Origin of the sequence: Acrocarpospora corrugata, assembly GCF_009687845.1 — a bacterium.
Classification (GTDB): domain Bacteria; phylum Actinomycetota; class Actinomycetes; order Streptosporangiales; family Streptosporangiaceae; genus Acrocarpospora; species Acrocarpospora corrugata.
The window spans coordinates 45,689-59,117 of the sequence record NZ_BLAD01000070.1 but is presented as its reverse complement, the minus strand read 5'-3'; the positions used below and the strand labels follow the sequence as shown (position 1 = coordinate 59,117).

Here is a 13,429-nt window from a genome sequence, read left to right as displayed (position 1 = left end):
TAACCTACGAATTCGTAACCTACGCTACCGTAACTTGGCCCGCCACACCCCGAGCGAACTCACAGAGATCCGCGAGGGTTCTTGTGGGACCTCCACTACACCACCCTCCGTATACACGACCGGAACACGACGCGACTTCCGCTCCGATATTCGGGCGAACTAGGCTGCCCGCATGCCAAGGAAAGCCCGCTTCTGGATCGTGGTCGCCATCCTCGTGCAGGTCGCGTGGAGCCTGCCGGTGGGCGCGTACTTCACCTACCGGTGGCTGGCGTTCGACGACCCGGACACGAGTCACGCCTGCGTGGACAGCCGCGGCCGGACGAGCACCTGCCTGGAGGGCGAGACCACGAACATGATCGTCGGGATCGTGTTCCTGGTCATCGGCTGCGTCGCGCTGGCGGTCGCGCTCTGGCTGGCGGTCCGCTGGATCAGGCGCGGCCGGCGGGAGGACTACCTGCGTGAGCACGGCATCCCGGCGCAGGCGATCGTGGTGACGGCTCAGGCGACGGGGACCCGGGTCAACGGGCAGCCGCTGTGGCGTCTCACGTTGCGGGTGCCGGACGTGCCCGGCCTGGAGTTCCGGCATCGCACGCTCAGCCGGGTCCCGCAGGGCGCCACGGTCACCGTCGCGTACGACCCGGCGCGGCCCGGCGACCCGGTCATCCTCGACGACCTCCGTACCGTCGCGGCGAGCATGTCCTATCCGCGGACCGCGTCCGACGCCCGGATCCAGCGGCTGACGCAACTGGACGCGCTCCGCGGCTCCGGCGCGATCTCGGCGGCGGAGTTCGACCGCCTCAAGGCCGAGGCGATGGAGGAGGACTGACCGGGACGACCACCACCCCGGTCGCCGTCGTCGCCACGATCGGGGGTTCCAGGACCTCCGCCGCCGACTCGGACCGGTCGGGCCTGGCCCGGCAGACCACCAGCGCCTCGAAGGCCAGCGTCCGGCTCCGGTTGCCGACCCTGGTCACCTCGGCGCTCACCTCGATCACGTCCCCGGCCCGGACGGGCGCGAGGAACCGCACGTCCGAGTACGAGGCGAACAGTCCCTCGTCGCCGTCCAGCCGCACGCACACTTCGGTGGCGACGTCCCCGAACAGGCCGAGCACGTACGCGCCGTCCACCAGTGACCCGCCGTAGTGCGCGTGCGAATACGGGACATACCGCCGATGGGTGACCTTCATGCCGGGCTCCAGGTGGGGATCAGCGCGGCCACCAGGTAACTGGCCACTTCGCCCGGTGTGGTTCCCTTCCCGAAGATGCGGTCCACGCCCAGGTCGGACGGGGACACCGTGTCGAACCTCGGGCCGCCGACGACCAGCAGCGGGCGGCCGAGCCCGCCGGTCAGCGAGGTCGGGTAGGCGTCCGTGAACGCCCCGGCCATCTGCTTGGTGTTGTGGATGTGCGCGCTCTTCTGCGTCACCACCTGGGAGACCAGCACGGCGTCCGCGTTCGCGTCCTTGGCGTGCGCGACCAGTTCGTCCACTTCGACCTGGGCGCCTAGGTTGTGCACTTCGATCTCGCGGTAGTACTCCAGGCCCTTCTCCCCCGCGAACCCTTTCACGTTGAGGATCGCGTCGATGCCGACCGTGTGCGCGTCCGTGCCGATACACGCCCCCACCACCACGAGCTTGCGGCCCAGCACACTCCTGATGGCCAGGTTGACCTGCTGGGGCGTGAGCAACTCGTACTCGCGGCCTTCGGGGACGACGATGCCGGCGTAGTCGATGAGGTGGGTGACTTTCCCGTACACGATGAAGAACGTGAAGTCCGGGCCCATCGCCTTGGTATGGACGACGCTGGCCGGTTCTAGACCCATCTTTCCCGCCAGCTGCAGAGCGGCCGACTCCGCACGGGGGCCCTGCGGGACGGGCAGGGTGAAGGACACCTGCACCATGGCGTCGCCGGTCGTGTCGCCGTATGGGCGGATGATCTGTTTGATCGTGTCGACCGAGATGGTCACGGGCGCTCCTCAAGGATCTCGGTGGCCGGGTTGTAGTAGCCGTCGGCCTGTTCGATCACGCCGTCCAGGCCCTTGCCGCGGTCGGCGGGGCGGCGGGTGACGCCGAAGGTGCCGTCGGCGATGGCGGTGAGCAGGCCGTCGTCCGCGACCCGGCCGAGCAGGTCGACGGTTTCGGAGAGCACTTGCCTGGCGCGTTCGACGGTGAAGCCGCCGGGGGCGGGATGGAAGTCCTCGGCGAGCGCGCCCGCGGCCCGGCGGACATACCGGACGTTCTCCAGGGCCAGGTCGCGGTCGGAGAGCCAGGGGGTGTGGATGCCCTCGGTCATCATGCCGATCAGGATGATCGACTGGCCGGTCAGCACGCCGGCCAGGTTGAAGAAGGCGTCCAGCAGGTAGCCGGCGAAGATGTTGCCGGTCATGTGCTTGGTGGGCGGCATGTACTTGAGCGGCGCGTCCGGGAAGAGTTCCCTGACCAGCTGGGCGTGCGCGAGCTCCAGCCTGAACGAGTCCGGCAGGTCCGGATTTATCTCGAAAGCGTGGCCGAGGCCGAGCTGCGCGTCCGACAGCCCCGCCTCGTGGCCGAAACGTTCGTTGAGCAGCTGGGAGGCGATCACGGTGTGCGCGGCGTCGACCGCGTCCGCCGTGGTCAGGTAGTTGTCCTCGCCGGTGTTGATGACGATCCCGGCGCGGGCGTGGATCTGCCGGGAGAAGCGCTGGTCGATGAAGGTCCGCTTGGGGTTGATGTCGCGGAAGATGATGCCGTACATGCAGTCGTTGAGCATCATGTCGAGGCGTTCCAGCCCCGCCAGCGTGGCGATCTCGGGCATGCACAGCCCGCTCGCGTAGTTGGTCAGCCGGACGTACCGCCCCAGTTCCCCGGACACCTCGTCCAGCGCGGCCCGCATCAGCCGGAAGTTCTCCTGCGTGGCGTACGTCCCGGCGTACCCCTGGCGGGTCGCGCCCTCGGGCACGAAGTCCAGCAGCGACTGCCCGGTCGACCGGATCACCGCGATCACGTCGGCCCCCTCCCGGGCGGCGGCCTGCGCCTGCGGAATGTCCTCGTAGATGTCCCCGGTGGCCACGATCAGATAGATCCACGGCATGTCCGGATTCCCATGCTTACCCAGGAGCCGATCCCGGTCCGCCCGGTTCGCGTCGATCCGCGCGATCCCGCGCGCCACCGCCTCCCGCGCCCGCTTCCCGGCCCGTACGGCTTGCGCCCCCGCCGGCACCTCGAACCGCGCCCGCACCAGCTCCCGCGGATCCTGGTGCTCCCGCAACGCGTGGAACACCGGCAGCGCGATCCCCCGCTCCAGGCCGACCTGCGCCCGCACCGCGTCCACGATCCGGTTCACCCACGGCGTGCCGTCCGCGTCCGCCCCCGTCACCCCGGCCAGCCGGAGCACCGCGCGCTCCACCGACACGGTCGTGTGCGTCCGCGCCATCTCGATGATCGGCTCGGCCGCCCGCGCCGCCAGCCGCCGGGCCTTCGCCACGACCTCCTGGTCCAGGCCCAGCTTGCTCACGCGTGCCTCCCCTCGAACAGGGCGCGCACGCCCGCGGACGTGCGGAACAGGTCCAGGGCGAGCGCCGCGTGGCCGGGCGTGTAGCCGTTGCCGACCAGCATGGTCACGTCGGCGGCGAGCCCTTCCGCGCCGAGCGCCGCCGCGCTGAACGAGGTCGCCATCGAGAAGAAGATCACCGTCCCGCCGTCCCGGGTGGCCAGGATCGAGCCGTGCTCGCAGCCGGGCACGTCCACGCAGACCACGGTCACGTCCACGGGCGCGCCGACGGCCGCCGCGAGCGCGACCGGATCGCGCGCGTCGGCGATGACCACCTCGTCGGCCAGCCCGGCCGAGGTCAGCGCCTCGGCCTCGCGCGCGTGCGGCACCACGCCGACCAGCCGGGCGGCCCCGGCCCGGCGGGCGGCGGCCAGCGACAGCGAACCGCTCTTCCCGGCCGCCCCGATCACCGCGACCGCCGACCCCGGTTTCACCACCCGGCGGGTGAGCGCGGGCGCGCCGCAGACGTCCATGACCGACAGCGCCAGCGGGACCGGCAGGTCGCCGGGGAGTACGGCGGCGATCGAGCGGGCGAACAGGATCGCGTGCCCTTCGGCGGGCACCTGCTCGGATCTGCCGTCCCACCGGGCGAGCCCGTCGGTGATCCGCAGCGGGGTGAGCGTCAGCGACACCAGGGTGGCCACCCGGTCCCCCGGCTTCAGCCCGAGCGGCGAGTCCGGGGTGACCTCGTCGACGACGCCGACCAGCATGCCGCCGGAGCCGGTGACCGGGTTGTGCATCTTGCCGCGCGACTCGATGATCGCGAGGACCTCGGCTTTGATGGCGTCGCCGTACTGGTCGGACAGCTGGCGGAACGAAGCCGCGTCCAGGTTGAGGCGTTCGACCCGGATCCGCACCTCGCCCGGCCACAACTCGGGCGAGGCGTCCAGGCGTTCCGCCGCCTGCGGCAGCACGCCGGTCGGGGCCAGCACCCGGTGCAGGCCCACCGGTGAGGCGGTCCACCCGCCATCTTCACGGGAAACGCGGGCTTCTCGCATCACTCACCGTCCTCACGCCGATCCGCCATTCCTGAGTCTCGACTCAGGGAAACATCTTGTCCCACCCCATCCCCAGCAGGCAATATCTGGCACATGACTGCCGCGACCCTCATCACCGTCGCTCCCACCGGAGCGGAGGCGGACAAGGCCAGCACCCCCGCCCTCCCCGTCACCCTGGACGAGCTGGTGGCTGCCGCCGTCGCCTGCGAGGCGGCCGGCGCGGCGGTCATCCATGTGCACATCCGCGACGACGACGCCCGGCCCACCCTGGATCTGGGCCGGTTGAAGGACACGGTGGCCGCTCTGCGCGCCCACACGTCCTTGATCGTGCAGCTCTCGACCGGCGGCGCGGTCACTGATCCGTACGAGGCCCGGCTGCGCGTGCTCGACGCCGCCCCCGACGCGTGCTCCCTCACCTGCGGCACGGTCAACTTCGGCGACGACGTCTTCATGAACCCGTGGGGCTTCATGACCGACCTCTACCAGGCCACCCAGGAGAAGGGCGTCGTGCCCGAATTCGAACTCTTCGACCTCGGCCACATCGCCGCGCTGAACCGCCTGCTCGCGACGTACGGCCCTCCACGCGGCGGCCGGATCCACTGCGACCTGGTGATGGGCGTCCCCGGCGGCTTCGGCGGCGACCTCCCCACCGTCGCCGCCGCCCTGCGAGCCCTCCCGGAGGGCGCGACCTGGTCCGCCACCGGGATCGGCAGGACCTCGGTGCCGGTGCTGCTGGCGGCCCTCGCGGCGGGCGGCCACCTGCGCGTCGGCATGGAGGACACCCTCACCTTCGCCAAGGGGCGGCCGGTACGGGACAACGCCGAACTGGTGACCAGGGCCGCCGCGGCGGCGACCCTCGCCCAGCGCCCGCCAATGGACACCGCCACCGCCCGCGCTTTCCTCGGGCTCCCCACCGGTAACGGTTGACAGCAGGCCTGGACGCGGCGACCGGGGTGACATCATGATCGACAGGTGCGGAAACCGCCTGCCCGGCTTCTGATCGTCGCCGCGGCCATCGCCCTGATCGTGACCGCCGAGGCGGTGGCGGTCTTCCGGCTCCCCTCGCCCCCACCGGCGGCCGAATCCGAAGAGCTCGCGGAGCCCGAAGTCTCCGTAGAACCACTGAAAATCGTCCTGAGTCCCGCGAAGGTCCAGCCCGGTTCCCAGATTACGGTGACCGCGCCCTGCCGGGGGCAGACGGCGACGGCGGTGTCGCCGATCCTCACCTACACGCCCAGCCTGGATACCTCGACCGGTGACGGCCCGGCGACCGGACTCGTCGACGTGGACTCCCGGATCCCGCCCGGCATCTATGAGATGCGCGCGACCTGCGACGAGACTGGCGACTCCGGCAGCGCCATGTTCCAGGTGATCCCGCCGCCGGGCGGGATCACACCCGGCCGCGGGCTGGCCGCCGTCACGCGAGTGACCCTGACCACCCCGGCCAGGGACGAGGTCGAAGCGGCGTATCGGGCCTATTCTTTGGAGCTCGAGAACGAGACCTACGTCAAGGTCGCCGTCACCCACGAATGGCGGCTGCGCGCCGACGACCCGGACGCGGCCCTGCTGCGCGCCGGCGCGGCCCTGGACACGCCGACCGACTTCCTGACGATAAGACTCGGCGAAGTGGACACGTACACCGGCGGCCAGGACCTCCCGGTGGAGTACGAGATGCCGGTGCTCCGGGTCGACCCCGACTCCGGCCAGTTCGTCGTCACGGCGACCGGGGTCGGTTACGGCCTGTCCGGCGGGATCGGCGCCCGGATCTGCCGAGTCGCGTTCTGGCCCCCCGCACCCGATGGCTCGGTCTCCCGCCCGGCCACCCACGAGATCATCGTGGCCGCGCCCGGCCTGACGCTGTGGGGGGTGACGGGCGCGGCGCCTTCGGCGCAGGACCGCGAAAACCTCCGGTTCGACGGAACCCAGGTCACCCGAGTCGCCTTCGGCACGGGCACGCCCGGGTCGGGGGCCGCGGCCGCCTACCTCGCGGGAGATGCGTCCGGCTACGTCTTCTCCAATCCCACGGAAGCCACGGACGGCCCATGGTGGGTGACCACAGCCGCGTTCAACGCTCTCGCGGTGCTGGTGATCGCCGTGCTGGTCTGGACGTTCGCGCGGTCGTTCGGGGCGGCCTGGTGGAGACGCTGGGACAACCGGTTCCTCGTGCTCTGGTTCCTGGTCTTCTATCTGGTCGGTCTTGGCTTCAGCCCGCCGCCGCCGCTGGAGTTGCCGCTGATCGGGCTGCTTCTGACCGGCCTGCCCGTTCTCGCCCTCATCATGGCCGCCCGGCGGGTCGGTCCCCCGCCCTGGCCCGGTTCGACGATCGGCCTGCTGTCGATCGCGGGTGGGCTGATCGGGGCCGTCCTGATCGGATCCGGTCTGCTGCTCCTGTCGATCGCTCCCTGGTGGTGGGCCGTTCTGCCGGCGGCCGCGGTCGGGGTGACCGCGTTCCGGCGGGCGCGCCCGTACGCGCCGGTGCTCGCGGCCATCCTGCTGGGGACTGGGATTCTGCTCACCATCCGGGTCGGCCTGGAGGGGCTGGCGCCCGGGTACGAGGCGATGACCCTGATCATGGGCCTGGAACTGATGGTGCTCCTGGTGGCGGGTTTGGCGGTGGCCACCGGCCGGTGGCCGGGGCGCGCGATCTTATGGTCGGGAGCGGCCCTGACTCTGATCATCGGCGTCGGCCTGGCTACGGCCTCATCGCACTTCTTTTCCGGCTACACCGTCCCGGCGGAGTTCTACCTCTACTCCGGATCAGTCGGCATCATCGCGCTGATCTACCTCATCCTCCTCGCCGTATTGCTGCTGATCCGGCTCAGACGACTGGGGCAGTCCGCTGCCGCCGTCTTCCAGGGCGAGGCGTACTCCACGATGCTGCTGGGGCTCTTCCTGCCCCAGGTCGCCAATGACATCGCGGCCCCGGCCACCGTCGTGATCATGTGGCTGGCCGTGCTGTGGCTGCTGTCCGGGCCGTCCGCCCAGCGGGCGAAGACCAGCCCGGAGATCACCCCCGAGCGGCACCAGACCCTGATCAGAGCCCTGGTGAACCGCCGCTTCGCCCGCGCCGCCCTCACCGACCTGCTCCGCCAGGGCCGCAGCAGGATCGCCGCCGGCGAGATGTCCATGGCGATCTTCGAGAAGCAGCGGCGGACCCTGCTCAGGGCGAGCGACGACGCCACCGGGCCGATCGACTCGGACCTGGCGCTGTCCACCGCCGGCGGCCGCACGCCCTGGCAGGGAGCGGTCACCGCCTTCGGGGTGGGGCTGGTGCTGTCGATTCCGTTCACCACCGCGAGGCTGGTCCAGTCGACCGCCCCGGACGAGCTGCCGGGTGTGCTGGCGACCGCGTCGATCGCGCCCCTGCTGTGCGCGGTCTTCGGCTTCTTCTACCCCAGGGTCCGGGGCGACCAGCCGCTCACCAAGTCGATGTTCCTGCTGCTCGCCGCCGTGGTCATCACCATCCCCGCGCACCTGTTCGCGCTCGCCGTCACGCTGACCGCCGATCCGGCCGCCTTCAGCACGCCGCTGCCCACGCCGGCCGAAGCGATCATCGGCGCCCTGCTCGCGATGGGCAACCTGGCCGTGGTCTGCCTCGGGCTCGGGCTCTTCTGGGAGTGGCGGCTGCTGAACCTGGCGGCCGAGCCGTGGGTCCGGGTCCGCAGCGTGCGCAGCGCCCGCGCCATCGCCGCCCCCCTCACCGCCGTACTGATCGCCGCCGGAACCGCCGTGACGACCGCGTTCGTCAACAACGCCATCGCGCCCCTGCCCACGATCAGCGAGGTGAAGCCGACGCCCACCCAGGCTCCATAGTTACAGAACGTGAGCGTCCGCGTACAATGAGCTGTAGTCAGGCTCTTCTGAGGAAGGACGCTGCGCGTATGAGGGATCTCCCCGCTCCCGCCTCCGCCGACCTGGTCGCGGCGGGCGCCCCCCAACCTGACCCCGGTGTGCGGGTCTCCGCCGACCTGGTCGCCACCGCCACCCACGGGCTCCCCGCCGGTTCCGAGCCCAAACGGGTGCTGGTGATCGGCGCCGGGATGGCCGGACTGGTGGCGGCGTACGAGCTGATCGCCCAAGGCCACGACGTGACCGTGCTGGAGGCGCAGCACCGGGTCGGCGGCCGGGTCCACACCCTGCGGGGCTTCGCACCCGGTCTGTACGCCGAAGCCGGCGCCATGCGCATCCCCCGGGTCCACGACCTGACCCTGGGCTACTGCCACCGCTTCGGCCTGGAACTCCGCCCCTTCGTGATGGACAACCCCCAGACCCTCGCCTACATCCAGGGCAAACGCCTCACCATGGGCCAGCTCAACGCCGAACCCGACCTCCTCGACTTCGACCTCGCCCCCCACGAGCAGGGCCGCACCTACACCGACCTCTGGCGCGAGGCCACCGCCGAAATCCACGACCTGTACGCCCAGGAGGGCGAGAACGCCCTCGACCGCCTCTGCGCCGAATACGACCGCTACTCCATCCGCGCCTTCCTCCGCGAACGCGGCTTCTCCACCGGCGCGATCGAGCTCTACGGCATCATGAGCTTCCGCGAGGCCAACCTGAACGCGGCCGTCATCGAACAGTTCCGCGAGATCATCGGCCGCGCCTTCGAGGACATGCAGGAGATCGCCGGCGGCTCCGACCTGCTCCCCACCGCCTTCTACCGCGAGATCAAGGACCACGTCAGATTCGGCCACGAGGTGCACGCCATCGAACAGGACAGCGACGGAGTCCACCTCCACGTCCGCACCACGACCGGCCAGACCACCCTCACCGCCGACTACGCCATCTGCACGATCCCGTTCTCAGTCCTGCGCGACATCGAAGTCCACCCCGCCTTCTCCCGGGGCAAGCAGCGCGCCATCCGCGAACTCCACTACAACGCCTCCACCAAAATCCTGTTCCAGGTCCGCACCCGCTTCTGGGAGCAGACCGACCGCATCATCGGCGGAACCACCGTCACCGACCTCCCCATCCGCCGGATCTGCTACCCCTCCTACTCCGACCCCCACGAAGACCGCTCAATCCTGCTGGCCAGCTACACCTGGGGCCAGGACGCACTCCGCTGGGGCGCCATGTCCCACCAGCGCCGCATCCACCAGGCCGTAGAAGACGTCGCCAAAGTCCACCCCGAAATCACCGACGCCTTCGAATTCGGCATCAGCCACTCCTGGTACGCCGACCCCTGGGCCGCCGGCGCCTTCGCCCTCTTCGAACCCCAGCAACAATCCAACCTCCACGACGACATCCTCAAACCCGAAGGCCGAATCCACTTCGCCGGCGAACACTGCTCCCTCTGGCACGCCTGGATCGAAGGCGCCCTCGAATCCGGCCTACGCGCCGCCACCGCCATCCACGAATCAACGCCTTAGCGAAGGCTCTGGCGATCCGTCACACGCGGTGCGATGGACCAGTGTCTGTCAGGCGATCGCCGCTATGTCGCCATCGTCAAAGTAGATCGCCTGGTGCAGCCGACCCCCGAGGGCCGCGGCATAGCGAGCGAGGATCTCCTGACCGGAGATCTTGCCCTGCTCGATCTGGGAGACCCGTCCCTTGGTGACTCCCATCCGCTCGGCCACCTGCTGCTGCGTCAGGCCGCGCCTCCGGCGAATCTCCGCCAGCCGATGCCCTTGAACCTCAGCCAGAAGTTCGTTCTTCCCGACCCGGACCGCTTCTTCACCGCCGGCACGCTCGACATGCTCGGCCCGAATGTCCTGCCAGCGCGCGTATCCGGTCATTTCCCGTCCTCCTGCTGCGCGCGTTCCTTCAGATAGACCTCATATCGGTGCTCCGCCAACGGAATCGCCTCCTCGTACCAGCTCTTCCACCGCCCGGCCTTGTCACCGGCAACCAGCAGAATGCTGGATCGCCACGGATCGAAGACGAACAGGATGCGAACAGTGCCCGGCCGGAGTTCCTTCAGGTTGGTGATAGCCGATCCAGTGATCGTGTCGACCAGGGGGCGGCCCAGCCCCGGGCCGCCTTCAGCGAGTGCGTCGATAGCTTGCACGACCCCGGCACGGGCGAGATCGTCGAGCTGCTCGATCCACTCACGCACCTCGGTCACGACGTATCTTCCCCGGCCACAGCTCTTCCCCGGCCACAGCGCGAGTATAGCAAACGCTATACCCACTGGCGGGTCTCCCGAACGGGGAGAGGGGACCGCGAAGCCGCCGTTCGCGGCCCGCTCGCCGGGGGCCTGTTTGATCGGTGGGTTCGTTCAGGCCGTCGGGATGGCCCGGGTTGGGCAGTAGGAGGGGTTGGGGCCGTAGCTTGGCTGGTAGTAGTACCAGTCGTCGCCGTTGAGCCAGGCGTTGTAGCGGCAGGGGGCGGGTTTGCCGTAGTACCAGCAGACGATTTGACCCTGGCCCGCTGCCGAGGCGTAGAGGCTGGACTGGGGGGCGTTGGAGAGGTACGGGCAGCTGTAGGGGGTGCTGGCCTGGGCCGGGCCGGTCATGACCAGGGGGCCGGACACGGCGATTGTGACGATTCCCGCGGCGGCGGCGATGCGCTTGCGTAACAAGAGCGTTTCCTTTCTTGCTGGTGGGCGAAAATGGCCGACGGCGTCAACGTAACAGGGCGACGACATCACGCAAAGACTGGAGATAAGGCGGAAAGTTGTTAGCGTCAGATGGTCGCGCGGTGGCGTTCGCGCCGGGTGCGGGTCGTCAGGTAGCCGGTGCCCGCTCCGCCGGCCAGGACCAGGAGCACCAGGAACGCGCTCAGCACCCCGCCGCCGGGGGTGACCGGTGGGTCGGGGAGTTCGTCGATGTCGGTGGAGCAGACCAGGGGCCTGCTCAGGTCGCCGGCGTAGACGCAGGCGGTGGCAGCCACCGCGGAGCCGGGGTCGCCGCGCAGGGTTCCGGTCAGGTGGTAGATGTTCTCGCCCGGTGGCATCATGATCGTCCAGGAGGCGTGGGTCTCGCCTACCGACGCGCCCGGGGCCTTGATCTTTTGGAGGCCGGGCGGGAGGGTGATGCGGACGTTGGCCGCCAGTGGTGTGGGCTCGTGGTTGACGGCTCTGATGGTGTAGGTCGTTCGCTGGTCGATTTCGGTGATGCCGTTGGTCAGACCGATGGTGACCTGCGGCGTGGTCAGCAGGATGGCGCCAAGAATCGCGATCATCGTTTCCCCCCGGCGACCCAGGATCGCAGGCGGGAGGGGTCAATGGCGCGGCGCATTGCCGGGACGGGGGCAAGTCCCGCAGGATGAGGCATGGACATTCAGGACGAGTTGGTACGCCTTCGCCATGCCCTCCACCAGGAACCCGAGCTGGGGCTGAACCTCCCCCGCACCCAGGAGAAGGTGCTGGCGGCGCTGGACGGGCTGCCGCTGGAGATCTCCACGGGTGACGGGCTGTCGTCGGTCACCGCCGTCCTGCGGGGTGGGGTGCCTGGTCCGACGGTGCTGCTCAGGGCTGACATGGACGCGCTGCCGGTGCGGGAGCGGGTCGCGGTGCCGTACCGGTCGAGGATCGACGGGCGGATGCACGCCTGCGGGCATGACCTGCACATGGCCATGCTGGTCGGTGCGGCGCACCAGCTCAGCGCGCGCCGGGGGGACCTGGCGGGGGACGTGGTGTTCATGTTCCAGCCGGGCGAGGAAGGGTACGAGGGCGCCAAGCTGATGATCGAGGAAGGCGTGCTGGACGCCTCGGGATCCAGGGCGGTCGCCGCGTACGGGATGCACGTCTTCGCGACCATGGTGCCGACCGGCCTGTTCCTCACCAAGGGCGGGCCGATTCTGGCGGCGGCCGACACCTTCCGGGTGACCGTGCGCGGGCGGGGCGGCCACGGTTCCACGCCGCATCGGGCGCTGGATCCGATCCAGGTCGGCTGCGAGATCGTGACGCAGCTCCAGACGTACGTGACCAGGAGTTTCGACGTGTTCGACCCGGTCGTGGTGACGATCGGGCAGTTCCACGGCGGGACCGCCGACAATGTCATCCCGGATGACGCCCATTTCGACGCCACCCTCCGCTCGTTCTCGGCCGACACCCGGGCCAGGCTAAAGGAAGGCGTGGTACGGCTCGCGCAGCACATCGCCGAAGCCCACGGCCTCACCGCCGATTGCTCGTTCGGCATCGGCTACCCGGTGACCGTCAACGACGACGCGGAGGCGGAGTTCGCCGCCGAGACGGTACGGGAGATTCTGGGCGAGGAGCGCTATTTCCCGATGCCGCAGCCCGCGGCCGGCTCCGAGGACTTCTCGTTCGTGCTGAACGAGGTGCCGGGGGCGTTCCTGGTGCTGGGGGCCTGCCCGGATGGACGGGATCCGGTGGGCGCTCCGACGAACCACTCGCCCGAGGCGGAGTTCGATGACGGCGTGCTGGCCGATGGGGCCACGCTGCTGACCGCGCTGGCGACCCGCCGGCTGGCGGCTGCCGTGCCCGCCGGGGGGATCGGCGAGCTGAGCGAGCTCAGCGGCTGAAGAACGCCCGCGCTTCCTGGATCAGGTCGATCTTCAGGGTGAGCTTCAGGCAGAACCAGACGATGGCGGCGGCCAGCACGAAGGTGAGCACACCCGCGAAGATGCGGACGAACCAGTTCTGCCGCTTGAGCCAGCCGGTCGCCGCGCCGACCATGCGTCTGGCGAAGACGAGGACGTTGCTGGCCCAGTGGAACTCGGTGGCCAGCAGCGCGAGGCCGCCGAAGACGATCAGCCAGCCGGGGCCGGGGAACGGGACCATGATCAGGCCTCCGATCACCATGGCGCCGCCGACGATGCCGACGACGATCTTCAGGGTCAACCGGCCGGCTTTCGTGGAGCGCACCCGGTCGAGCCATTTCATCGGCCCTCTGGCCTCCCCGCGTGCCGTGTATTCCGAATGTTTCTCATCCCCTTCCGGCACGGTCTGACCTGCTCTTTCAGTGTTTTCGGTAGTCGACACGACTCACCCCCATCAC

At 69.7% G+C, this 13,429-nt stretch carries 14 protein-coding genes; 5 read left to right on the top strand and 9 right to left on the bottom strand.

Going from position 1 to position 13,429, the window contains the following annotated elements; translation table 11 throughout:
• Positions 1-172: 172 nt before the first annotated feature.
• On the top strand, positions 173-826 hold the full coding sequence (locus Acor_RS27970; protein WP_155339744.1) for a DUF3592 domain-containing protein: 654 nt from the start codon (positions 173-175) through the stop codon (positions 824-826).
• Here Acor_RS27970 and kal read toward each other — a convergent pair.
• Genes kal through kdd form a run of 4 tightly spaced genes read right to left on the bottom strand, consistent with a single transcriptional unit; the run spans position 798 to position 4,475 of the window.
• On the bottom strand, positions 798-1,187 hold the full coding sequence (gene kal / locus Acor_RS27965) for a 3-aminobutyryl-CoA ammonia lyase (protein ID WP_155339743.1): 390 nt from the start codon (positions 1,185-1,187) through the stop codon (positions 798-800). The two genes, Acor_RS27970 and kal, sit on opposite strands and share 29 nt — an antisense overlap.
• On the bottom strand, positions 1,184-1,966 hold the full coding sequence (kamE, locus tag Acor_RS27960) for a lysine 5,6-aminomutase subunit beta (protein ID WP_246239186.1): 783 nt from the start codon (positions 1,964-1,966) through the stop codon (positions 1,184-1,186). Before kamE ends, kal begins: the two co-directional genes overlap by 4 nt.
• The gene (gene kamD / locus Acor_RS27955) at positions 1,963-3,492 is read right to left on the bottom strand and encodes a lysine 5,6-aminomutase subunit alpha (RefSeq protein ID WP_155339742.1); all 1,530 of its coding nucleotides are present in this window, start codon (positions 3,490-3,492) and stop codon (positions 1,963-1,965) included. The genes kamE and kamD overlap by 4 nt, the downstream gene beginning before the upstream one ends.
• Positions 3,489-4,475: an L-erythro-3,5-diaminohexanoate dehydrogenase gene (gene kdd / locus Acor_RS27950; RefSeq protein WP_246239181.1), complete on the bottom strand. Its 987-nt coding sequence runs from the start codon at positions 4,473-4,475 to the stop codon at positions 3,489-3,491. Before kdd ends, kamD begins: the two co-directional genes overlap by 4 nt.
• 144 nt (positions 4,476-4,619) lie before the next feature.
• Between kdd and Acor_RS27945 the strand changes: the two genes are divergently transcribed.
• From Acor_RS27945 to Acor_RS27935, 3 genes are all read left to right on the top strand, one after another.
• A complete protein-coding gene (locus tag Acor_RS27945) occupies positions 4,620-5,453 on the top strand; it encodes a beta-keto acid cleavage family enzyme (RefSeq protein ID WP_155339740.1) in 834 nt (277 codons plus the stop codon).
• A gap of 45 nt (positions 5,454-5,498) precedes the next feature.
• Positions 5,499-8,339 carry a hypothetical protein gene (locus tag Acor_RS27940; protein ID WP_155339739.1) on the top strand — a complete coding sequence of 947 codons (2,841 nt, stop codon included), beginning with the start codon at positions 5,499-5,501 and terminating at the stop codon, positions 8,337-8,339.
• A gap of 68 nt (positions 8,340-8,407) precedes the next feature.
• Entirely contained in the window at positions 8,408-9,895 is a 1,488-nt protein-coding gene (locus Acor_RS27935; protein WP_155339738.1) for a flavin monoamine oxidase family protein, read from the top strand.
• 48 nt (positions 9,896-9,943) lie between these two features.
• Here the strand turns inward: Acor_RS27935 and Acor_RS27930 are convergent, their stop codons facing one another.
• The 4 genes from Acor_RS27930 to Acor_RS27915 form a co-directional block, all read right to left on the bottom strand.
• Positions 9,944-10,261 carry a helix-turn-helix domain-containing protein gene (locus Acor_RS27930; protein WP_155339737.1) on the bottom strand — a complete coding sequence of 106 codons (318 nt, stop codon included), beginning with the start codon at positions 10,259-10,261 and terminating at the stop codon, positions 9,944-9,946.
• On the bottom strand, positions 10,258-10,590 hold the full coding sequence (locus Acor_RS27925) for a type II toxin-antitoxin system RelE/ParE family toxin (protein ID WP_218034526.1): 333 nt from the start codon (positions 10,588-10,590) through the stop codon (positions 10,258-10,260). The genes Acor_RS27930 and Acor_RS27925 overlap by 4 nt, the downstream gene beginning before the upstream one ends.
• A 153-nt stretch (positions 10,591-10,743) precedes the next feature.
• Positions 10,744-11,046: a hypothetical protein gene (locus tag Acor_RS27920; protein ID WP_155339736.1), complete on the bottom strand. Its 303-nt coding sequence runs from the start codon at positions 11,044-11,046 to the stop codon at positions 10,744-10,746.
• Positions 11,047-11,150: 104 nt separating this feature from the next.
• The gene (locus Acor_RS27915) at positions 11,151-11,648 is read right to left on the bottom strand and encodes a hypothetical protein (protein ID WP_155339735.1); all 498 of its coding nucleotides are present in this window, start codon (positions 11,646-11,648) and stop codon (positions 11,151-11,153) included.
• Positions 11,649-11,738: 90 nt separating this feature from the next.
• Between Acor_RS27915 and Acor_RS27910 the strand changes: the two genes are divergently transcribed.
• Positions 11,739-12,953, top strand: coding sequence for a M20 metallopeptidase family protein (locus Acor_RS27910; protein ID WP_155339734.1), 1,215 nt, complete (start codon positions 11,739-11,741; stop codon positions 12,951-12,953).
• On the opposite strand, the gene Acor_RS27905 is transcribed toward Acor_RS27910, so the two are convergent.
• Complete coding sequence (locus Acor_RS27905) at positions 12,943-13,314, bottom strand: TIGR02611 family protein (protein ID WP_155339733.1); 372 nt, start codon at positions 13,312-13,314, stop codon at positions 12,943-12,945. The genes Acor_RS27910 and Acor_RS27905 overlap by 11 nt on opposite strands.
• Positions 13,315-13,429: the final 115 nt, after the last annotated feature.